Annotated in this window: 20 protein-coding genes; 9 read left to right on the forward strand and 11 right to left on the reverse strand. The window is 69.5% G+C overall.

What is annotated here, in order from left to right:
- Position 1 precedes the first annotated feature (1 nt).
- The 3 genes from ACFY5A_RS15485 (at position 2) to ACFY5A_RS15495 (ending at position 3,365) form a co-directional block, all read left to right on the forward strand.
- On the forward strand, positions 2 to 1,201 hold the full coding sequence (locus ACFY5A_RS15485) for a histidine kinase (RefSeq protein ID WP_341942014.1): 1,200 nt from the start codon (positions 2 to 4) through the stop codon (positions 1,199 to 1,201).
- The gene (locus ACFY5A_RS15490; RefSeq protein WP_105672997.1) at positions 1,198 to 1,869 is read left to right on the forward strand and encodes a response regulator transcription factor; all 672 of its coding nucleotides are present in this window, start codon (positions 1,198 to 1,200) and stop codon (positions 1,867 to 1,869) included. Before ACFY5A_RS15485 ends, ACFY5A_RS15490 begins: the two co-directional genes overlap by 4 nt.
- Positions 1,870 to 1,985: 116 nt before the next feature.
- Complete coding sequence (locus ACFY5A_RS15495; RefSeq protein WP_387235314.1) at positions 1,986 to 3,365, forward strand: acyltransferase; 1,380 nt, start codon at positions 1,986 to 1,988, stop codon at positions 3,363 to 3,365.
- Here the strand turns inward: ACFY5A_RS15495 and ACFY5A_RS15500 are convergent.
- Genes ACFY5A_RS15500 through ACFY5A_RS15510 form a run of 3 tightly spaced genes read right to left on the reverse strand, consistent with a single transcriptional unit; the run spans position 3,251 to position 5,110 of the window.
- Positions 3,251 to 3,844: an energy-coupling factor transporter transmembrane component T family protein gene (locus tag ACFY5A_RS15500; RefSeq protein WP_387235317.1), complete on the reverse strand. Its 594-nt coding sequence runs from the start codon at positions 3,842 to 3,844 to the stop codon at positions 3,251 to 3,253. The genes ACFY5A_RS15495 and ACFY5A_RS15500 overlap by 115 nt on opposite strands.
- Positions 3,841 to 4,533: an ABC transporter ATP-binding protein gene (locus ACFY5A_RS15505; protein ID WP_341942011.1), complete on the reverse strand. Its 693-nt coding sequence runs from the start codon at positions 4,531 to 4,533 to the stop codon at positions 3,841 to 3,843. Before ACFY5A_RS15505 ends, ACFY5A_RS15500 begins: the two co-directional genes overlap by 4 nt.
- Positions 4,523 to 5,110: a biotin transporter BioY gene (locus tag ACFY5A_RS15510; protein ID WP_387235320.1), complete on the reverse strand. Its 588-nt coding sequence runs from the start codon at positions 5,108 to 5,110 to the stop codon at positions 4,523 to 4,525. Before ACFY5A_RS15510 ends, ACFY5A_RS15505 begins: the two co-directional genes overlap by 11 nt.
- A gap of 94 nt (positions 5,111 to 5,204) precedes the next feature.
- Between ACFY5A_RS15510 and ACFY5A_RS15515 the strand changes: the two genes are divergently transcribed.
- Complete coding sequence (locus tag ACFY5A_RS15515) at positions 5,205 to 5,783, forward strand: TetR family transcriptional regulator (RefSeq protein ID WP_387235323.1); 579 nt, start codon at positions 5,205 to 5,207, stop codon at positions 5,781 to 5,783.
- On the opposite strand, the gene ACFY5A_RS15520 is transcribed toward ACFY5A_RS15515, so the two are convergent.
- From ACFY5A_RS15520 to sufB, 7 genes are all read right to left on the reverse strand, one after another.
- Positions 5,746 to 7,116 carry an MFS transporter gene (locus ACFY5A_RS15520; RefSeq protein WP_341942008.1) on the reverse strand — a complete coding sequence of 457 codons (1,371 nt, stop codon included), beginning with the start codon at positions 7,114 to 7,116 and terminating at the stop codon, positions 5,746 to 5,748. The genes ACFY5A_RS15515 and ACFY5A_RS15520 overlap by 38 nt on opposite strands.
- A complete protein-coding gene (locus tag ACFY5A_RS15525) occupies positions 7,113 to 8,267 on the reverse strand; it encodes an aminotransferase class I/II-fold pyridoxal phosphate-dependent enzyme (protein ID WP_341942007.1) in 1,155 nt (384 codons plus the stop codon). The genes ACFY5A_RS15520 and ACFY5A_RS15525 overlap by 4 nt, the downstream gene beginning before the upstream one ends.
- A gap of 86 nt (positions 8,268 to 8,353) precedes the next feature.
- Positions 8,354 to 8,683: a metal-sulfur cluster assembly factor gene (locus ACFY5A_RS15530; RefSeq protein WP_105672990.1), complete on the reverse strand. Its 330-nt coding sequence runs from the start codon at positions 8,681 to 8,683 to the stop codon at positions 8,354 to 8,356.
- 10 nt (positions 8,684 to 8,693) lie between these two features.
- Complete coding sequence (gene sufC / locus ACFY5A_RS15535) at positions 8,694 to 9,464, reverse strand: Fe-S cluster assembly ATPase SufC (protein ID WP_105672989.1); 771 nt, start codon at positions 9,462 to 9,464, stop codon at positions 8,694 to 8,696.
- Positions 9,465 to 9,791, reverse strand: coding sequence for a non-heme iron oxygenase ferredoxin subunit (locus tag ACFY5A_RS15540; RefSeq protein ID WP_105672988.1), 327 nt, complete (start codon positions 9,789 to 9,791; stop codon positions 9,465 to 9,467).
- The gene (gene sufD, locus ACFY5A_RS15545; RefSeq protein WP_387235328.1) at positions 9,788 to 10,993 is read right to left on the reverse strand and encodes a Fe-S cluster assembly protein SufD; all 1,206 of its coding nucleotides are present in this window, start codon (positions 10,991 to 10,993) and stop codon (positions 9,788 to 9,790) included. The genes ACFY5A_RS15540 and sufD overlap by 4 nt, the downstream gene beginning before the upstream one ends.
- Positions 10,993 to 12,411, reverse strand: a complete 1,419-nt coding sequence (gene sufB / locus ACFY5A_RS15550; RefSeq protein ID WP_105672986.1) for a Fe-S cluster assembly protein SufB — start codon at positions 12,409 to 12,411, stop codon at positions 10,993 to 10,995. Before sufB ends, sufD begins: the two co-directional genes overlap by 1 nt.
- Before the next feature lie 234 nt (positions 12,412 to 12,645).
- Between sufB and ACFY5A_RS15555 the strand changes: the two genes are divergently transcribed.
- Both ACFY5A_RS15555 and ACFY5A_RS15560 read left to right on the forward strand, forming a co-directional pair.
- Positions 12,646 to 13,596, forward strand: a complete 951-nt coding sequence (locus ACFY5A_RS15555) for a COX15/CtaA family protein (protein WP_341942005.1) — start codon at positions 12,646 to 12,648, stop codon at positions 13,594 to 13,596.
- A gap of 65 nt (positions 13,597 to 13,661) precedes the next feature.
- Positions 13,662 to 14,129, forward strand: coding sequence for a hypothetical protein (locus tag ACFY5A_RS15560; protein WP_341942004.1), 468 nt, complete (start codon positions 13,662 to 13,664; stop codon positions 14,127 to 14,129).
- On the opposite strand, the gene ACFY5A_RS15565 is transcribed toward ACFY5A_RS15560, so the two are convergent.
- The gene (locus ACFY5A_RS15565; protein WP_341942003.1) at positions 14,075 to 14,980 is read right to left on the reverse strand and encodes a heme o synthase; all 906 of its coding nucleotides are present in this window, start codon (positions 14,978 to 14,980) and stop codon (positions 14,075 to 14,077) included. The two genes, ACFY5A_RS15560 and ACFY5A_RS15565, sit on opposite strands and share 55 nt — an antisense overlap.
- Before the next feature lie 265 nt (positions 14,981 to 15,245).
- Here ACFY5A_RS15565 and tkt point away from each other — a divergent pair, with 265 nt between their 5' ends.
- The 3 genes from tkt to ACFY5A_RS15580 are packed head-to-tail and all read left to right on the forward strand — an operon-like array spanning position 15,246 to position 20,055.
- Positions 15,246 to 17,342, forward strand: a complete 2,097-nt coding sequence (gene tkt, locus ACFY5A_RS15570) for a transketolase (protein WP_105672982.1) — start codon at positions 15,246 to 15,248, stop codon at positions 17,340 to 17,342.
- Positions 17,339 to 18,451 carry a transaldolase gene (tal, locus tag ACFY5A_RS15575; protein ID WP_386952090.1) on the forward strand — a complete coding sequence of 371 codons (1,113 nt, stop codon included), beginning with the start codon at positions 17,339 to 17,341 and terminating at the stop codon, positions 18,449 to 18,451. The genes tkt and tal overlap by 4 nt, the downstream gene beginning before the upstream one ends.
- Positions 18,448 to 20,055: a glucose-6-phosphate isomerase gene (locus ACFY5A_RS15580; protein ID WP_387235333.1), complete on the forward strand. Its 1,608-nt coding sequence runs from the start codon at positions 18,448 to 18,450 to the stop codon at positions 20,053 to 20,055. The genes tal and ACFY5A_RS15580 overlap by 4 nt, the downstream gene beginning before the upstream one ends.
- Positions 20,056 to 20,072: the final 17 nt, after the last annotated feature.

Consider the following 20,072-nt stretch of genomic DNA (forward strand, 5'->3'; position numbering starts at 1 on the left):
CATGGCCCGCCGCCTCCGTCTCCCCCGCATCAGTGCGCGCACCGGCGCGCTGATCGGTGTGTCCGCGGCGTCGGTCGCGCTGTTCGCCGTCCTGGTCTCCCTGCACGCGACGATCTACGGCACCCTGCTGCCGCTGGTGTTCATCCTCGGGGCCGCGATCTGCGCCGCCCCTCTTCTCTCGCTGACCCGCCCCCTGACCGCGATCGCGATGTTCTGCGGCGGCGCGTTCGCACTCCCCCTGCTGGTCTCCGCGTCGGGCGGACCCGCGGCTCCCTGGCCGTGGTCGGTGCCCGCCATGCTCGCCTTCGTGCTGTTCGTCGGCGTCGTGACCTTCCGTCACGGCGCCCGGATCGGCGCCTACCCGCTCGTGATCGGCATGATCGGTTCCCTCGCGGTTCCCCTGCTCCGCCCCGACGTCCACGCGGGCAATGCCGCGACCGCGAATCTGATCGTGACGGCATCCGTCGCCTGCGGCGGCTACCTGATCGCGATGCTCGCGGCCGGCAGGCTGCACGTCGCTCAGGAGCTGTCGCGCGAGAGGGAGCACTCGGCCCTCGAGCAGTCGCGCCGGGCGCTCATGGAGGAGCGCACGCGCATCGCCAGGGAGCTGCACGACGTCATCGCGCACAGCATGTCGGTGATCCAGGTGCAGGCCTCGACGGCCCGCTACCGCCTGCCGGGCATCGGCGCGGAGGCGACCACGGAGTTCGAGAGCATCGCAGCGACGGCCCGCACCTCGCTGATGGAGATGAGAAGGATGCTCGGCGTGCTGCGCACCGAGGATCAGAGCGCCGAGCTCGCTCCGCAGCACGACATCGAGGACATCCCCGGGCTGGTCGACAGCATCCGTCGGGCCGGGGTCACCGTGGGACTGGAGATCACCGGGGCGACCTCCACGGCCCCGGTGGCGGTGCAGATCGCCGCCTACCGCATCGTGCAGGAGGGACTGAGCAACGCCGTCAGGCACAGCCCGGGCGCCCCCATCGCGGTGCGGTTGCAGACAGACCACGGCGCGCTCCGCATCCGCGTCTCCAACCCGGCGGCACGCGCCGAGGGCCCTGCCGGCACCGGACACGGTCTGCGCGGCATGCGCGAGCGCGCGGAGCTCCTCGGCGGTTCCCTCACCGCAGGTCATCAGGACGACGGCAGCTGGTCCGTCATCGCCGAGCTGCCCCTCGACCTCGCACAGGAGACCCCATGACGATCAACGTCCTCATCGCCGACGACCAGGCCATGGTCCGGGCGGGGTTCGCCGCGCTCCTCGACGCCCACGATGGCATCCGGGTCGCCGGGCAGGCCGCCAACGGCGCGGAGGCGGTCGCGATGTCGGCCCGGCTCGACCCCGACGTCATCCTGATGGACGTGCGGATGCCGGAGCTCGACGGCATCGAGGCGACCCGTCGCATCCTCGGTCCCGGCTATCCCGCGGCTCACGTTCCGCGCATCCTGATGCTGACCACGTTCGACATCGACGACTACGTGTACGACGCCCTCGAGGCCGGGGCGAGCGGGTTCCTGTTGAAGGACGCTCTGCCCGAGGAGCTCGTGCACGCCGTACGCGTCGTGGCAGGGGGCGACGCGCTGCTGGCCCCGAGCGTGACCCGGCGGCTGATCGAGCAGTTCTCCAGCCGCAGGCCGCGCGCTCCCCGCGCCGCCACGGCTCTCTCCGACCTGACCGACCGCGAGCGCGAGGTGCTCGTGCTGATCGGTCGAGGGCGCTCCAACAGCGAGATCGCGGCCGACCTCTTCATCGCGGAGCAGACCGTCAAGACTCACGTCGGCAAGGTGCTCGCCAAGCTCGGGCTGCGTGACCGCGTGCACGCCGTCATCCTCGCGTACGACGCGGGCCTCGTCGAGCCCGCGTCCTGACGTCCGTCACTCCGCTGTCTCACCCCACGGTAGGGGGCGAGAACGGCACCGCGGGGTGATGCCTCGCCAGTCGCCGGCTCCATAGTCTCCTGGGACACCGCTCCCGAGGAGGACCCATGAGCACCGTTCAGACACCGCCCGCCGTCGCATCGTCGGCCGTATCGCGGAGCACCCGCGACACGGGGATCGATCTGCTCCGCGCGCTGTGCGTGACCGGGGTCGTGCTGCTCCACTCGATCATGGTGGGTGTGACGGTCTCCGGAACGGACCCCGTATTCGCGAACGCCGCGGAAGGCTCCTGGTGGATCGTCCCGGTGAGCTGGATGCTGCAGGTGATGCCGCTCTTCTTCATCATCGGCGGATTCGCCGGCGTCATCGCGTACCGCAGGCAGCGCGAGCGCGGCGGAACCGCCACGGCCTTCGTCGCCGCCAGGGTGCACCGCCTCCTGCGCCCCGCCGTCTTCGCGATCGGCCTGGTCGGTGCGGCTCTCGCGGTGCTCGCTCTCTCGGGCGTGCCCGCCGATCTCATCGCGATCGCCGGATTCCGCTACGGGCAGCCGCTGTGGTTCCTCGGCGTCTTCCTGCTCTGCCAGGCGCTGCTGCCCGCGCTGTCGGCGGCCCATGACCGGGCTCCGCTGCGCACCCTCGGCGCGCTCGTCGCCGCGGCCCTCATCGTGGACGGCATCCGCGCGGCGACCGGCATCGACGGCATCGGATTCGTGAACCTCGCCTTCGTGTGGATGGCTCTGCAGCAGCTCGGGCTCTTCTTCGCCGACGGCTCGATCGATGCCCTGAGCCGTCGCGTCCGGAAGGGCGTCGCCGTCGGCGCCGCCGCGCTCCTGGTCCTCTCCTTCGCGACCGGGGTGTACTCCCCCGACCTCATCGCGAACATCAACCCGCCCACGGGCGCCCTCCTGCTCGTCGGCGCGGTGCACCTCAGCCTCGTCTCCCTGTTCCGCGATCGCATCTCGGCGTTCAGCCGTGGGGCGCGCGCGGCCGCGTTCAGCTCCTTCGTGAACGGACGCACCATGACGATCTACCTGTGGCACATGCCCGTGCTGCTCGTGATGGCCGGGGCCTCGGCGATGGTCGCCCTGGGCACCGGAATGGCGCTCCCCGAACCGAGCAGCACCCTCTGGTGGCTCGGACGGCCGCTCTGGCTCGCCACCGCTCTGGCGCTCACGGCGCTGGTCGCGCTCGCCCTCACGCGGTTCGAGACCGCAGCGGCGCCTTCTCCCTCGATCTCGAGGCGCGGAGTCGCCGCCGCGACGCTGATCGGTCTGTGCGGGGTCGTGCTCCTTCTCGTCGCGGGGACCTCCGTCCTGACCGCGGCCATCGCGGTGGGCGCGCTGCTGATCGCGCTGCGTCTCGCCCGCGCTGCTCAGCCGAGCCCGCGCGCCGCCAGCGCATCGCCCACATCGTCGGCATGGCGCAGCGTCCGCACCATGAGCGGAACGATCCAGCGGATGCCGAGTCTCGCCCCCCGCGCGCGCTGAGCCTCGTGCACCTGATCGGCGAAACCCGCGACGACGGGGACCAAGGTGATCGCCAGCGACACCGTCATCGCCACGGCCTCGACGTCCACTCCGCAGCGACGGAGCGGCCGGAGCACCGCATGGAGCACCGCCAGCAGCTCCCCCATCCTCGTCGTCAGGGTGAGCAGCCCGGCCAGCAGCACCAGCGCGACGACACGTCCGGTGTTGATCCAGGCGGTGAGCGGACCGACGAAGATCCACAGCGCGGCGCCCAGCACGAGCACGATCCACCGGAGGCGCCAGAGCTCGGCGGCAGGCACGATCGGCGGGAACCGCGCGAGTCCGTACAGGGAGAACACCGCCGCCAGAGCGACCCCGATGATCCACGGGTCCGGAGGGGCGAGGGACAGCGCGACGGCGGTCACAGCGAGCACGGCGAGCTTCACCGCTGCGGGGACCCGGTGCACGGTACTCGTGCCAGGGCGATAGAGCTGGATCATCCGCACATCCGCCGATACGTCGGGATGAGCTCGTCAGGATCGCCCACGTCCACCAGGCGGCCGTCGGCGAAGAGCACCGCCGCATCGCATCGCCCCGCGAGCTCGAGGTCGTGGGTGACGACGACCACCTGAGCCTCCAGGGACAGCAGCAGATCGCCGACACGGCGCGCGTTGCGCAGATCGAGCAAGGTCGTCGGCTCATCGGCCACCACGAGCGACGGCTCGGTGATCAGCACCGAAGCGAGGGCCAGCAGCTGCTTCTGCCCTCCCGACAGCGCCGATGCGGGAACGTCGGCGTGACCGGCGAGCCCGTGCTCGGCCAGCGCCTCCGCCACCCGACGGTCGATCTCGGCCCGAGGAAGGCCGCGGAGCGACAGCGCCACATCCTCGGCGGGTGTCGGCATCAGGATCTGCGCCTGCGGATCGGTGAACACGAAGCCGACTCGGCGGCGGAGCGCCGCGCGGTCGCGCGAGGAGTCGAGGCCGTGCACCGACACCCGCCCCGTCGACGGGGAGACGAGTCCGTTCAGCAGCCGGGCGAAGGTCGACTTGCCTGAGCCGTTCGCCCCGATCACCGCGATCCGCGGCGCGTCCATCGCGAGGCTGACCTCCGAGAGGATGCACCGGCCGTCGCGCTCGACCGAGACTCGGTCGAGCGCGATGGTTCGCAGATCGGTCTCAGGCTGCACGCGCCCGCGTCCGCTCGAGCCGGATGGAGCCGCCGAAGGCCGGCGGGTATGCCTTGGCCAGCGCCAGGGTCAAGGCGGTGGCCGCGGCCGCCTTCAGCAGATCCCCGGGGAGGAAGACCACCGTCGATGCCGCCGTGGGGAGAAGATCGACGCCGAGCACGAGCGACTGCACGGGGATGCCGAACAGGTAGACCACGAGGATGCCGCCGACGACCGTGCCGATGGCTGTGCGCCACCAGGTCAGCCGTCCGCTGCGGACGATGAGGCCGATCACGATGACGCCGAAGATCCAGCCCAGCATGTAGCCGGCGGTCGGCCCCACGAACACGCCGAGGCCTCCCCGCCCGCCCGCGAGCACGGGGAGTCCGATCGCTGCGAGCACCAGGACCAGGAGCACGGCGAGCGGTCCTTTGCGGGGTCCGAGCACCGTGCCGGCCAGCATGACTCCCAGGGTCTGCGCGGTGATCGGGACTCCGGCGGGCAGCGGGATCGTGACCGTTCCGAGGACGATGATGAGCGCGGCGAAGATCGCGATACGTGCGAGATCACGGCCGAGATCGCGGGGGGCGTCGGTCATGGGTTTCCTTCCGTCGAGGTTCAGGGGTCTCGGTCGGGTGCCGATCCGCTTCCTGAATACTGTTCACTTGAACGGTGTTCACTATAGTGGGGTCATGAGTCCCGACCACAACTCCGTCCGTCACGACCGCGATGGGGTCGCCAGTGCAGCGCTCGCCCTGCTCGACGAGGTCGGGCTCGCCGATCTGTCGATGAGACGCATCGCCGGGCGGCTGGACGTCCAGCCGAGCGCGCTGTACTGGCACTTCCAGAGCAAGCAGGAGCTCCTCGCGGTCCTCGCCGACCGCATCACGGCCGGGATCCCCCGCGACGACGCCGACGTGCTCACGATCGCGCGGAGCATCCGCGACGCGCTCTTCGCATACCGCGACGGCGCCGAACTGGTGCTCAGCACCTATGCGCTGCGCCTGGGATCCTCCTACGCGCAGACGGCCCTCGAAGAGGCTCTCGGCGGCCTGCCCGATGCGCAGGATCGGGCCACCGCCATCCTGCACTTCGTGCTCGGCCACTCCACGCTCGTGCAGCAGCGCATGCACGCCGACAGTCACGGCGCGGCGAACACGGGCGACGAGATCGACGTCACGGCCGGACTCGACCTCGTCTTCGACCTCGGCGTGCGTGCACTCGCCGGAGAGGTCAGCGCAGCGGCGTCTCCGCCGCGTGACCGAGTCTGAGACCGGGCACCACGGCCACCACCGCCAGCGCGATCCCGAAGACGAACACCGCGCCGAAGGCGCCGGCGCCCCCGCCCAGCGTCGCAACGCCCAATCCGGCGAGGGCGATCGCGACGGCGGAACCGGTCGAGTCCGCGATCGACAGCGCCGAGGAGTTGAAACCCTGGTTGGTCTCGTCGGAGTACGCGAGCGTCAAGACCGTGAGGCGCGGATAGAGGAGCCCCATGCCGCCGCCCGCGAAGCCCCATCCGACGATCACGAGAACCGGTGAGAGGCCGAGCAGCGCGGCCGAGAGCACGCACAGCAGCGCCAGCACGATGAGCCCGGTGCTGATCACCGCGATCCTGCGATTTCCGAGCCGCTCCCCGAACCGGCCCTGCAGCTCAGAGGCTCCAGCCCACGCGAACGCCGAGAGCATGAGGCCGACGCCAGCCCAGGTCGCCGTGAACCCGAAGCGCTCCATGAGCAGGTACGGCACATACGCCTCGGAGGCGAAGAACGCTCCGGAGGCGATCCCGCGCATCAGGACGACGCTGGGCAGTCCGTGCCGCGACCGCAACGTGCCCCGCGGCAGCAGCGGCAGCACCGCGAAACCGATCAGCAGGACCGCGCCCGCTGCGACCGGCCAGCCGATGCCCGGCTCCATCTCGGCAGCGAATCCGACGAGAACGGCGAGCACGGCGACGACGACGGCGAGCAGGAGCCGAGTGACGAGCGCCCGTCGATCCTGCGGCTCACCGTGGCCGAGGTCGACTCCGCGCAGACGGACCGCGATGGTCAGGAAAGCCGCAGCGGTGAGCACGGCCACGCCGAGGAACGTCCAGCGCCAGTCGACGTACTCCGCGACGGCGCCGGCCAGGAACGGACCGATCATCGACGGCACGACCCAGGCCGCCGCGAAGGCCGCGAACACCTTGCCGTGCAGCTGCGACGGATAGAGCCGCGCGACCACGACGTAGAGCGCGACGGTCTGGCCACCGGTGCCGAGCCCCTGCACGAGCCGCCCGATCAGGAACTGGTGCATCGTGACGGCGAAGCCCGAGATCAACAGCCCCAGGATGAACAGCGAGACTGCGACGTAGAGGGCGCCTCGCGGACCCCGCGCATCAGACCAGGCGCCCGCGGCGACCATGCCGATCACACTCGTCGCCAGCGTGCCGGCGAACGCGACCGCGTACAGCGACTGGCCGTCGAGCGCGTCGCTCACGACCGGCATCACCGTCGTCACGGCGAGAGCCTCGATGGCCCCGAGGAAGATCAGTGCGATGGCGCCGACGGTGACCCAGATGCGTTCGCGGTCCCAGATCGAAGCGGCGGTCGCGGTCTCCGTCATCGGCCCACGAGCGCGGCGATGCGCTCGACGGCCTCGGTGAGGATCTCGGGATTCGTGCCGAAGTTCAACCTCACGAACCCCTCCCCCTCTGCACCGAAGGTCGATCCGGCGTTCAACGCCACCTTCGCGTCCTTGAGGATGCGGCGGGCGGGGCTGTCGCCGAGTCCGAGGCGGGAGACGTCGATCCACGCCAGGTAGCCCGCATCGGGGATGCGATAGCGGGCGCCGGGCAGGAGCCGTGCGAGGAGGTCCTCCAGCAGCACCCGATTGCGATCGAGGGTGCGCACGAGACCGTCGAGCCACTCGTCGCTCTCCTCGCCGAACGCGGCGACGGCGGCGAGGAGACCCAGCTGCCCTGTGCGCCAGACGACCTCGACCGGCAGAGAGCGGAGCACAGCCGTCGTCGCGTCGTCGGCGGTGACCATCAGCGCGCACTTGAGGCCCGCCAGGTTGAAGGCCTTGCTGGCGCTGACGACCGCGTAGCCGACGCGCTGGGCGACCGGACTCACCGAGAGGAACGGCGTGAACCCGGTGCCGGGCTGCGCGAGCAGCGCATGGATCTCATCCGACACCACCGCGGCGTCGAACTCGTCCGCGAGGTCCGCGAGCGCGGCCAGCGCGTCGCGGTCGTGCACGGTACCGGTCGGGTTGTGCGGGTTGCACAGCAGGATCGCCCGCGCGCCGTCTTCGAAAGCAGAGCGGATGCCGTCGAGGTCGAGCTCCCAGGCGGTGCCGGTGTCGCGGAGCGGCACCCGTTCCACCTCGGCTCCCGCTTCCTCCACGAGGTCGTAGAACGGCGGGTAGACGGGCGGCGTCACGATCACGCGCTCGCCCGGCTGCACGACGCGACGGAGGATCTCGACGATCCCCATGCTGACATCGGCCGTGGACCGCAGGCGCGCCGGGTCCACCTCCCAGTCGAAGCGGCGCTTCGCGAACGCGGCATACGTCTCGGCCAGCGGGCCCCGCGACGCGATGTACCCGGTGTCGCCCGTCTCGATCGCGCGCCGCAGCGCCGCCTGCACCGTCGGCGCCAGCGGGAAGTCCGTCTCCGCCACGAACAGCGGCAGGACGTCGGCGGGATACTCCCGCCACTTCTCGCTGGTGCGCTCACGGAGCTCGCTCAACGGCAGCGCTTCGACCTCGACCATGTTCCTCCGGGCTTCCCCTCGCTGGTGCGCGCTCGGCGATGAGGCACGAGCGCGTCGGCCGCCGCGCGGCAGTGCTCCGATCCGCGTCAGATCGCGAAGCCGAGCGCGCGCATCATGTCGCGTCCGTCGTCGGTGATCTTCTCGGGACCCCACGGCGGCATCCACACCCAGTTGATGCGGAAGCGATCGACGACGTTGTCCAGCGCCTGGGCCGTCTGGTCCTCGAGGACGTCGGTGAGCGGGCACCCGGCGCTGGTCAGCGTCATGTGGATGACGAGAGCGTCGTTCTCGTCATCCCAAGCGAGATCGTAGATGAGGCCGAGGTCGACGACGTTGATCCCGAGCTCGGGATCCATGACGTCCTTGAGCGCCTCGGTGACCTCGTCGTACTTCTCGTCCGTGAGGGTCGCTGTCATGGCTGTCAGCCTACGCCTCGACGGGAGCCGTGGGGTCGAGGAAGCGGTCGTAGCCCTCTTCCTCGAGACGGTCGGCGAGCTCGGGGCCGCCCTCCTCCACGATCTTGCCCGCGACGACCACGTGCACGAAGTCGGGGCGGATGTAGCGGAGGATGCGCGTGTAGTGCGTGATCAGCAGCACGCCGAGACCGGTGGCCTCCTTGGCGCGGTTGACGCCCTCGGAGACGATCTTCAGCGCGTCGACGTCGAGACCGGAGTCGGTCTCGTCGAGGACGGCGAACTTCGGCTTGAGCACCTCGAGCTGGAGGATCTCGTGGCGCTTCTTCTCGCCACCGGAGAAGCCCTCGTTGACGTTGCGCTGCGCGAACTTTGGGTCCATGCGCAGGTTCGACATCGCCTGCTTGACGTCCTTGGTCCAGCTGCGGATCGCGGGGGCCTCGCCGTCGAGCGCGGTCTTCGCCGTGCGCAGGAAGTTGGTCACCGTGACTCCGGGGATCTCGACCGGGTACTGCATGGCGAGGAACAGACCGGCGCGGGCGCGCTCATCCACGCTCATCTCCAGGACGTCCTGGCCGTCGAAGGTGATGGAGCCGGAGGTCACCGTGTACTTCGGGTGGCCGGCGATCGTGTACGCGAGGGTCGACTTGCCCGAGCCGTTGGGGCCCATGATGGCGTGAGTCTCACCCGTGTTCATCGTGAGGGTGATTCCATTGAGGATCGGGGTGGTCCCCGCCTCCGTCTCGACCGTCACGTGGAGGTCGCGGATTTCGAGAACAGACATTCAAACTTCCTTTGTCACAGTCGGATCGATGAGCACGTCGTCGCCGTCGATCTCGACGACGTAGACCGGGACGGGCTCGAAAGCGGGGAGATTCTGGGGCTTGCCGGTGAGCAGCGAGAACGCCGAGCCATGAGCCCAGCACTCGACGGTGTCGCCCTCGACGAAGCCCTCGGAGAGGGAGATGTCGCCGTGCGTGCAGGTGTCTCCGATGGCGTGGATCACGCCGTCGGAGTCCTTGATGACGGTGATCGGCACGCCGGCGGGGTCGACCCGCAGCGGCATGTCGGTCTCGAGGTCGGCGACGCCGCAGACGCGCTCGGCGCTCACGCGGTCACCGCCGCGAGCTCCGTCTCGATCGTCGCGAGCAGCTCGGTCTCGAGCGCCGGGATGCCGAGGCGCTGGACGATGTCGCTGAGGAAGCCGAGCACCACCAGGCGCCGCGCCTCCTCCTCGGAGATGCCGCGGGCCTGCAGGTAGAACAGCTGCTCGTCGTCGAAACGTCCCGTCGCGCTGGCGTGGCCGGCGCCGAGGATGTCGCCCGTCTCGATCTCGAGGTTAGGGATCGAGTCGGCGCGCGCGCCCTCGGTGAGGACCAGGTTGCGGTTCGCCTCGTAGGAGTCGGTGCCGGTCGCGTTCGCGCCGATCAGCACGTCGCCGATCCAGACGCTGTGCGCTCCCTCGCCCTGCAGCGCGCCCTTGTAGAGGACGTCGCCCTTGGTGTGGGCGCCCTTGTGGTGCAGGTAGACCTGGCTCTCCAGGTGCTGACCGGCATCCGCGTAGGAGAGACCGTAGAGGTACCCCTCCGAGCCGTTGCCCGCGAGCTCGACGTTCGGGTTCACCCGGACGAGAGCGCCGCCGAAGCTGATCACGAAGTGCTTGAGGGTCGCGTCCGCGCCCACGCGGGCCTGGTGCGCCGACGTGTGGATCGCGTCGTCCTGCCACTGCTGCAGGCTCACGACGGTGAGCCTGGAGCCGTCACGGGCGATGATCTCGACGTTCTGCGAGTACTGCGCCGAGCCGGAGTGCGCGAGGACCACGGTCGCGGAGCTGTGCTCGAGCGCCTCGATCACGATGTGCGCATCAGCGCGGAGCCCGGCGCCGAGTCCGGTCACCTGCACGAGGATGGGCTCGGCGACCTCCTCCTCGCGCGGGATGCGGATGTGCAGAGCCTCGGTGGCGCCTTGCCAGGCGACGGCGGCTGTGATGTCCTCCGCGAGGAAGACCTCACCGCGCGGAGCGTCGCCCGCCGCGAGCGGAGCCGCGACGTACTCCTCACCCGCGGGGAAGGCGTAGCTGACGCCGTCGTTGGGCGCGGCGACCTCGAAGAGCGACTTCAGCTGCGCGACCGGGGTGTGCTTCCAGTTGACCTCGCGGCCCGAGGGGGCGCCGAAGTCGGTCGGATCGAAGGAGTGCGGACGCTCTGAGCGGGTCTGCACCGGGACGAAACCGGCGTCGGCCACCTGGGCGGCCGGGTCGATGTGCGCGTTCGTGTGCTGCGCCTCTGCGGGCGCGGTCGTAGGGGCCGTCACTAGCCGACCGATCCTTCCATGCCCATCTCGATGAGCTTGTTCAGTTCCATCGCGTACTCCATGGGCAGCTCACGCGCGATCGGCTCGATGAAGCCGCGCACGATCATCGCCATCGCCTCGTCCTCGGGCATGCCGCGGGACTGCAGGTAGAAGAGCTGCTCCTCGCTGACCTTCGAGACCGTGGCCTCGTGACCCAGCTGGACGTCGTCGACGCGGATGTCGATCGCAGGGTAGGTGTCGCTGCGGGACTTCGTGTCGACGAGCAGCGCATCGCAGCGCACGGTGTTCGCGGAGTGGTGCGCGGCGGCATCCACCCGCACCTCGCCGCGGTAGCCGGCGCGACCGCCGCCACGGGCGATCGACTTCGAGACGATCGACGACTGCGTGTACGGCGCCATGTGGATCATCTTGGCGCCGGCGTCCTGGTGCTGGCCGGGGCCGGCGAAGGCGACCGAGAGGGTCTCGCCCTTGGCGTGCTCGCCCATCAGGTAGATCGACGGGTACTTCATCGTCACCTTGGAGCCGATGTTGCCGTCGACCCACTCCATGGTCGCGCCCTCGTGGGCGACGGCGCGCTTGGTGACGAGGTTGTAGACGTTGTTCGACCAGTTCTGGATCGTCGTGTAGCGCACGCGGGCGTTCTTCTTCACGATGATCTCGACGACGGCCGAGTGCAGCGAGTCCGACTTGTAGATCGGAGCCGTGCAGCCCTCGATGTAGTGGACGTAGCTGTCCTCGTCGGCGATGATCAGGGTCCGCTCGAACTGGCCCATGTTCTCCGTGTTGATGCGGAAATAGGCCTGCAGCGGGATCTCCACGTGAACACCCTTGGGGACGTACACGAACGAGCCGCCGGACCAGACGGCCGTGTTCAGCGCCGCGAACTTGTTGTCGCCGGCGGGGATCACGGTGCCGAAGTACTCCTCGAAGAACTCGGGGTGCTCGCGCAGCGCGGTGTCGGTGTCCATGAAGATGACGCCCTGCTCCTCCAGGTCCTCGCGGATCTGGTGGTAGACGACCTCGGACTCGTACTGCGCGGCCACGCCGGCGACGAGTCGCTGGCGCTCGGCCTCGGGGATGCCGAGACGCTCGTAGGTCTCGCGGATCTCCGCGGGGAGCTCCTCCCACGACTGCGCCTGCTTCTCCGTGGAGCGCACGAAGTACTTGATGTTGTCGAAGTCGATGTCGCTGAGGTCGGCGCCCCAGGTCGGCATCGGCTTGCGTCCGAAGAGCTGATAGCCCTTGAGACGCGTCTTCAGCATCCATTCGGGTTCGTCCTTGAGGGCAGAGATGCCTCGGACCACCTCTTCGGAGATGCCGCGCTTCGCCACGGCTCCCGCGGCGTCGGCATCGTGCCAGCCGAACTCGTACACCCCCAGACCGTCAAGCTCCGGGCGGTCGATCAGCACATCCGACATCACACACTCTCCTTATTGGGCCTCAACGGTGTCATCCGCCCCGACACACCTGATCCCCGTCGAGTCTGCGGGAGCGGGTGCCGCTGGTGGGGCCCTCATCACCGGCGCTTCCATCGCGCCTAAACTGTCAGGGATGCGTTCCGCGGTCACGCGGGCATCCCAACACCCCGATTCTACAGGTTCCCTCAGACGTGCGGGCCGTCATGTCCGCGTCACGGGGGTTCCGGAGGACCCATGCCCGACACCGCCACCGCCGACTCCCCCGCAACGAGGACCGGCTTTCTGTCCCGCGTCCATGATTGGCTGCCCTCCGAGATCGGCCGCCGACTGACCGTCGCGGCCTGGCTGTCGTTCCTCGCCGAGGTCATCATCATCGGCACCGGAGGGGCCGTCCGCCTCACCGGTTCGGGGCTCGGCTGCTCGCAGTGGCCGCTGTGCACGCCCGAGTCGCTCGTGCCGACGCCCGAGCAGGGCATCCACGGCATCATCGAGTTCGGCAACCGCACCATGACCGGAGTGGTCGGCCTCCTCGCACTCGCCGTGGTGTTCTTCGTCCTCCGCTTCCGCGCCCGGCGTCGCGACCTCTGGGTGCTCTCGATCGTTGTGCTCGGCGGCATCGTGATGCAGGCCGTCGTGGGCGGCATCACCGTGTGGACGGGCCTGAACCCGTTCATCGTCGGCTTCCACTACGTGTCGTCGCTGCTGCTGGTGTGCATCACCGCGGCGTTCCTCGTTCGTCTGTACGCGGTCCCCGGACCGCGCGAGAAGGCGGTGCCCGCCTGGTTCGCGATCCTCTCGCACGTGACCGGCCTCGCCCTCGCCGTCACGATCGTCTTCGGCGTGCTGACCACGGGTTCCGGCCCGCACTCCGGTGACGCCGAGGTGCTCCGTCACGGCTTCGACGCCACCGTCCTCGCGCACGTGCACTCGTGGCCGGGCTACATCCTCGCCGGACTCGTCGCGGTGCTGACGATCTCCGCCTGGGCGCTGCGCCTCGAACCCCGCAGATGGCTGCTCGTCCTCGTGGCGGCGATCCTCGTGCAGGTCGGGGTCGGCGTGTGGCAGGCCCGCGAAGGACTCCCGGAGATCCTCGTCGGCATCCACATGGTGCTCGCCGCCCTGTCGGCGGCGACCTACACCGTCGTGGTGCTCCACCTCAAGCGCCCCGCATCGCCGCGATCCTGATCCGCCCAGCCGACACATAGACGGCACATCGGAGACGCAACAGAAGCTGCGTCAAGGTGGGCGGCATGAAAAAGTCACTCACGCACAGCATCGGCTTCTGGCTCCTCCTGCTCGTCTCCCTCGTCGCCGCGGCGGTCGGCGGATGGATCATCTCGGGCCAGCTGAGCACGATGACCTCGACGCTGCTCGACGGCACCGCCACCGGTGTCGAGGTCTACGTCGGGCAGTCGCTCATCGTGTTCGGCGCTGCGCTCGTCGGCGCCGGCGTGCTCGGGATCCTGATCGCGCTCGCGCTCGTCGCCGTGCAGTCGATCCTTCCGACGTCGCAGCCGGTCGCCGTCGAGGCCATCGACTGGACTGCTCAGAGCGCGCCCGCCGAGGACGTCGCGTCGGCAGAGCTCGAGGCCGTGGAGCCCGAGTCGGTCGTCGATCCCGAGACTGTCGCGGAGACCGCGTCAGAGGACTCCGCGACCGAGGATCAGAACGGGAGCAGCGGGTCGATCGCGACCGCGACGAAGATCAGCGTTAAGTAGGTGATCGAGGCGTGGAAGACCCTCATCGGACGCGCCTCGGTCCCCCGCACCGCACGGTTGTACAGGCGGTGCGACTCGTAGATGAACCAGCCGCCGAAGACGAGCGCGGAGACGGTGTAGACGAGCCCCATGTTCGCGATCGGCACGAGCAGCAGCGAGCAGGCGACGGTCGCCCAGGCGTAGAGGATGACCTGGAGTCCGACCTGCGACGCGTTGCGGGTGACGCCGAGCATGGGGACATCGACGTCGTCGTAGTCGTCCTTGTACTTCATGGAGAGCGGCCAGTAGTGCGGCGGCGTCCAGAGGAAGATCAGGGCGAAGAGGATGAAGGCCGGCCAGTCCAGGGAGCCGGTCACGGCCGCCCAGCCGATCAGCACGGGGAAGCATCCGGCGATGCCGCCCCACACGATGTTCTGCTCCGTGCGGCGCTTGAGGATCATCGTGTAGATCACGACGTAGAAGAAGATGGCGGATGCCGAGAGCACCGCGGCCAGCCAGTTCGTCGTCACGTACAGCCACACCGTCGAGAGGACGGCGAGGGTCCACGAGAACACGAGCGCACCGCGCGGCGTGATCTCGCCGGTGACGAGCGGCCGGTTCTCGGTGCGGTGCATGTGCGCGTCGATGTCGCGGTCGAGGTACATGTTGAACGCCGCTGCGGAGCCGGCGCTCATGGAGCCGCCGATCACCGTCGCGAGGACGAGCCACAGGTTCGGCAGACCGCCCTGAGCGAGGAACATCACCGGGACGGTGGAGACCAGGAGGAGTTCGAGCACGCGCGGCTTCGTGAGGGCGACGTAGGCCTTCACCGTACGACCGACGGACTTCTTCGCAACGGTCTGATCAGACATCGTCGAGATCTCGATCGCCTCCTCCGGGCACGCGTGGGCAGCCCTTTCAGTCTAGGGCACGGGGCGAGAGCCGCCGTCCGCCCGTCCGCGCACCAGCAGGGGAATTCCTCTCCCCTGAATGCGTTGTAGTCCGATGTAACGCGGTAACACGCACCGCTATGCTGAAAACACTCGCGCGCCCGGCGCTCAAGCATCCCCTTCCGTATCGTTGCGGACCGCGACAGTGCATACCGGGCGCTCTCGAACTGTTGAGAAGGGCTTCACCGTGTCGGAATTGCAGTGGGAAGAGATCGATCGGCGCGCGGTGGACACCGCTCGGCTGCTGGCGGCGGATGCCGTGGAGAAGGTCGGCAACGGCCACCCCGGCACCGCGATGAGCCTGGCGCCGGCCGCCTACCTGCTGTACCAGCGGGTACTGCGTCATGATCCCGCCGACACCGACTGGCTCGGCCGCGACCGCTTCATCCTCTCCGCTGGCCACTCCTCCCTCACGCAGTACGTCGAGCTCTACCTCGGCGGCTTCGGACTGGAGCTCGACGACCTCAAGGCTCTGCGCACGTGGGGCTCGCTGACCCCCGGCCACCCCGAGTACGGCCACACCAAGGGTGTGGAGATCACCACCGGCCCGCTCGGCCAGGGTCTCGCCTCCGCGGTCGGGTTCGCCTACGCCTCGCGCTACGAGCGCGGCCTCTTCGACCCCGAGGCCGCTGCGGGCACCAGCCCCTTCGACCACTTCATCTACGTGATCGCCGGCGACGGCGACCTGCAGGAGGGCGTCACCAGCGAGGCCTCGTCGCTCGCGGGCCACCAGCAGCTCGGCAACCTCATCGCGATCTACGACTCCAACCAGATCTCCATCGAGGACGACACGAACGTCGCCTTCACCGAGGACGTCGCGAAGCGCTACGAGTCCTACGGCTGGCAGGTCCAGGTCGTCGACTGGAAGAAGACCGGCCAGTACGTCGAGGACGTCGCCGAGCTCTACGCCGCGATCGAGGCGGCCAAGGGCGAGACCGACAAGCCGTCGCTCATCATCCTCAAGACGATCATCGGCTGGCCGTCGCCCGGAAAGCAGAACTCCGGCAAGATCCACGGCTCCGCCCTCGGCGCGGACGAGCTCGCCGCGACCAAGAAGGTCCTCGGCTTCGACCCTGAGGAGCACTTCGCGGTCGCCGACGACGTCATCGCCCACACCCGCGGCCTCGCGGCACGCTCCGCAGAGGTCCGCGCGGCCTGGCAGGAGTCGTTCGACGCCTGGGCGGCGGCGAACCCCGAGCGCAAGACCCTGCTCGACCGTCTGGAGGCCAAGGAGCTTCCGGCCGGCATCGACGCGGCCCTCCCCGTGTTCGAGGCGGGCAAGGACGTGTCGACCCGTGCCGCATCCGGCCAGGTCATCAACGCCCTCGCCGCCGAGCTCCCCGAGCTCTGGGGCGGTTCGGCCGACCTCGCGGAGTCGAACCTCACCACGATCAAGGACGCCAAGTCCTTCATCCCCGCCGAGTGGTCCACCCACGAGTGGTCGGGCAGCCCCTACGGCCGCGTGCTGCACTTCGGCATCCGCGAGCACGCGATGGGTGCGATCGTCAACGGCATCAAGCTGCACGGTCCGACCCGTCCGTTCGGCGGCACTTTCCTGATCTTCAGCGACTACATGCGCCCGCCGGTGCGTCTGGCCGCACTCATGGACGTGCCCAGCATCTTCGTGTGGACGCACGACTCCGTCGCCCTCGGAGAGGACGGCCCGACACACCAGCCGATCGAGCAGATCGCCACGCTGCGCGCCATCCCGAACTTCACGCTCGTGCGTCCGGCCGACGCCAACGAGACCGCGGCGTCCTGGCTGGAGATCCTCCGCCGCCAGGGAGGCCCGACCGGCATCGCCCTGACCCGTCAGAACATCCCCGTGTTCGCGCGCGGCGAGGGCGCGGCATCCGGCGACACCTTCGCCTCCGCGTCGAACGTCTCGAAGGGCGCGTACGTGCTGGCCGAGGCGCCGAACGGCACCCCCGACGTGATCATCATCGCCACCGGTTCCGAGGTCCAGCTGGCCGTCGACGCGCGCGCGGCGCTCGCTGCCGAGGGCGTGAACGTCCGTGTCGTCTCGGCGCCCTCTCTGGAGTGGTTCGCCGAGCAGGACGAGGCGTACCGTGAGAGCGTGCTCCCGAAGAGCATCACCGCCCGAGTCTCGGTCGAGGCCGGTTCCGTGCTCAGTTGGCGCGGGATCGTCGGCGACCGCGGCCGCTCGGTCGGCATCGACCACTTCGGCGCCTCCGCCGACTACAAGACCCTGTTCGAGAAGTTCGGGATCACCACCGAAGCCGTCATCCAGGCGGCACGCGAGACCATCAAGGAGAACGCATGAGCACCCCCACCTCAGACCTCGCAGCCGCCGGTGTCAGCATCTGGCTCGACGACCTGTCCCGCACCCGCATCTCCTCCGGCAACCTCGCCGAGCTGATCGCCTCGCGCAACGTCACGGGCGTCACCACCAACCCGACGATCTTCGCGAACGCCATCACGAACCCCGACGACACGTCGTACGACGCGCAGGTCGCCGAGCTCGCGGCATCCGGCGCGACCGCGGAGGAGGCCGTGTTCGCGGCCACCACGCAGGACGTGGCCGCCGCGCTCGACGTGTTCCGCCCCGTGTGGGAGGCCACCGGCCACGTCGACGGACGCGTGTCGATCGAGGTCTCCCCCGACCTCGCGCACGACACGGACGGCACGGTCGCCCAGGCCACGCAGCTGTGGGCCACGGTCGACCGTCCGAACCTGCTCGTGAAGATCCCCGCGACCAAGGCCGGCCTTCCCGCGATCGCGCAGGCGATCGGCGCGGGCATCAGCGTCAACGTCACGCTGATCTTCAGCCTCGAGCGCTACGCCGAGGTCATCGAGGCGTACCTGACCGGTCTCGAGACCGCGAAGGCGGCGGGCATCGACCTCTCGACCATCGAGTCGGTCGCGTCCTTCTTCGTGTCGCGGGTCGACACCGAGACCGACAAGCGCCTCGCCGCCATCGGCTCGGACGCCGCGGACGCCCTCAAGAACAAGGCCGGCCTCGCCAACGCGCGCCTCGCCTACGAGCTCTACGAGAAGACCTTCGCCGGTGAGCGCGCGCAGGCGCTGATCGCCGCGGGCGCGAACCCGCAGCGCCCGCTGTGGGCGTCGACCGGGGTCAAGGACCCGAACCTGCCCGACACCCTCTACGTCACGGAACTCGTCGCCGCGGGCGTCGTCAACACGATGCCCGAGAAGACGCTCGAGGCGACGTTCGACCACGGCGTCGTCACCGGCGACACGATCACGGGCGGCTACGAGGAGGCCCGTGCGGTCTTCGCGGGGCTCGCCGACCTCGGCATCGACTTCGCCGACGTCACCCAGGTGCTCGAGGACGAGGGCGTCGCGAAGTTCATCGACTCCTGGCACGACCTGCTCAGCCAGGTGAGCGAAGGGCTCGAGGCGCAGCGATGACCTTCGCGCTGCACGCCTCGGGCGCGGCGAAGGCCGCGATCGAGGAGAGCGTCCCCGGACTGGTGCACGACCTCGTCGCGTCGCGCATCACCGGGGGCGACGCGACCCTCTGGGGCCCGGATGCCGAGTCCGAGGCCGCCGTGCGGCTCGGATGGGTCGAGGCCGTGTCGGTCTCGCGTCCCCTCGTGGGTGAGATCGTGGCGCTGCGCGACGAGCTCGCCGCGAAGGGCGTCACGCGTGTCGTCCTCGCGGGCATGGGCGGATCCTCCCTCGCCCCCGAGGTCATCTCGCAGACGGCGGGCGTTCCGCTCACGATCCTCGACTCGACCTCGCCGGCGCAGGTGCTCGCCGCCCTCGACGACGGGCTCGAGAGCACCGTCCTCGTCGTGTCGTCGAAGTCCGGCTCCACCGTGGAGACCGACTCTCAGCGCCGCACGTTCGAGACGGCGTTCCGCGACCTCGGCATCGATCCCGTCGAGCGCATCATCGTGGTCACCGACCCCGGTTCGCCTCTCGACGCCTCGGCCCGCGACGCCGGCTATCGCGTCTTCAACGCCGATCCGAACGTGGGTGGACGCTACTCGGCGCTCACCGCGTTCGGTCTCGTCCCCTCGGGGCTCGCCGGCGTCGACATCGACGAGCTGCTCGACGAGGCCGAGGCCTCGCTGCTGGAGGTCGCGGTCGACTCCGCCGAGAACCCGGCTCTCCGCCTCGCAGCGGCGATCGCGGCCACCAGCCCGCGCCGTGACAAGCTCGGGCTCATCACCGACGGCACGCACATCAACGGCCTGCCCGACTGGATCGAGCAGCTCATCGCGGAGTCCACGGGCAAGGACGGCACCGGCATCCTCCCCGTCGTCCTGCTGCCCGTGTCCCCGGAGCTCGACGCGAACCCCGCCGACCTGCAGATCGTGCGCCTGGTCGATGACGCGAACGAGTTCCACCTCCGCGAGAAGCACCAGGGCGAGATCCTCGTCTCCGGCACGCTCGGCGCGCAGTTCATCGTCTGGGAGTATGCGACGGCCATCGCCGGATACCTGCTCGGCATCAACCCGTTCGACCAGCCCGACGTCGAGTCCGCCAAGATCGCTGCCCGCGGTCTGCTGGACGCCCGCCCGGAGGCCACGGCTCCGGCGTTCGTCGAGAACAGCGTCGAGGTCCGCGTGTCCGACCCCGAGCTCGCCGCCTCAGGCACGATCGAGGGCGTCCTCGACGCCCTGTGGGCCCGACTGGGCGACGACGGCTACGTCTCGATCCAGGCCTATGTGAACCGACTCGACGTCCCGCAGCTGCAGGGCCTCCGCGAGCTCGTCGCCGCCGACTCCGGTCGACCGACGACCTTCGGCTGGGGACCCCGCTTCCTGCACTCCACCGGTCAGTACCACAAGGGCGGTCCGGCGCAGGGCGTGTTCCTCCAGCTCCTGGAGCGCACCGACGTCGACCTCGAGATCCCCGGTCGGCCGTTCACGTTCGGTCAGCTCATCGAGGCGCAGGCCGCGGGTGACGCCGCGGTGCTCGCGGAGCACGGCCGTCCGGTCGTCACGCTGACGATCACCGACTCGTCGGCAGACGTGCTCACCCTTTTCGAAGCAGCACAGAAGTAAGCAGCCAGGAGAATCCC

The organism is Microbacterium sp. NPDC012755 (genome assembly GCF_042901325.1).
In the GTDB taxonomy this organism is placed as follows: domain Bacteria; phylum Actinomycetota; class Actinomycetes; order Actinomycetales; family Microbacteriaceae; genus Microbacterium; species Microbacterium natoriense.

Bases quoted from the DNA above. Each gene is read 5' to 3' on its own strand.
- ACFY5A_RS15485 (WP_341942014.1), top strand. From the start codon at position 2: ATGGCCCGCCGCCTCCGTCTCCCCCGCATCAGTGCGCGCACCGGCGCG.
- ACFY5A_RS15490 (WP_105672997.1), top strand. From the start codon at position 1,198: ATGACGATCAACGTCCTCATCGCCGACGACCAGGCCATGGTCCGGGCG.
- ACFY5A_RS15495 (WP_387235314.1), top strand. From the start codon at position 1,986: ATGAGCACCGTTCAGACACCGCCCGCCGTCGCATCGTCGGCCGTATCG.
- ACFY5A_RS15500 (WP_387235317.1), bottom strand. From the start codon at position 3,844: ATGATCCAGCTCTATCGCCCTGGCACGAGTACCGTGCACCGGGTCCCC.
- ACFY5A_RS15510 (WP_387235320.1), bottom strand. From the start codon at position 5,110: ATGACCGACGCCCCCCGCGATCTCGGCCGTGATCTCGCACGTATCGCG.
- ACFY5A_RS15515 (WP_387235323.1), top strand. From the start codon at position 5,205: ATGAGTCCCGACCACAACTCCGTCCGTCACGACCGCGATGGGGTCGCC.
- ACFY5A_RS15520 (WP_341942008.1), bottom strand. From the start codon at position 7,116: ATGACGGAGACCGCGACCGCCGCTTCGATCTGGGACCGCGAACGCATC.
- ACFY5A_RS15525 (WP_341942007.1), bottom strand. From the start codon at position 8,267: ATGGTCGAGGTCGAAGCGCTGCCGTTGAGCGAGCTCCGTGAGCGCACC.
- ACFY5A_RS15530 (WP_105672990.1), bottom strand. From the start codon at position 8,683: ATGACAGCGACCCTCACGGACGAGAAGTACGACGAGGTCACCGAGGCG.
- sufC (WP_105672989.1), bottom strand. From the start codon at position 9,464: ATGTCTGTTCTCGAAATCCGCGACCTCCACGTGACGGTCGAGACGGAG.
- sufB (WP_105672986.1), bottom strand. From the start codon at position 12,411: ATGTCGGATGTGCTGATCGACCGCCCGGAGCTTGACGGTCTGGGGGTG.
- ACFY5A_RS15555 (WP_341942005.1), top strand. From the start codon at position 12,646: ATGCCCGACACCGCCACCGCCGACTCCCCCGCAACGAGGACCGGCTTT.
- ACFY5A_RS15560 (WP_341942004.1), top strand. From the start codon at position 13,662: ATGAAAAAGTCACTCACGCACAGCATCGGCTTCTGGCTCCTCCTGCTC.
- ACFY5A_RS15565 (WP_341942003.1), bottom strand. From the start codon at position 14,980: ATGTCTGATCAGACCGTTGCGAAGAAGTCCGTCGGTCGTACGGTGAAG.
- tal (WP_386952090.1), top strand. From the start codon at position 17,339: ATGAGCACCCCCACCTCAGACCTCGCAGCCGCCGGTGTCAGCATCTGG.
- ACFY5A_RS15580 (WP_387235333.1), top strand. From the start codon at position 18,448: ATGACCTTCGCGCTGCACGCCTCGGGCGCGGCGAAGGCCGCGATCGAG.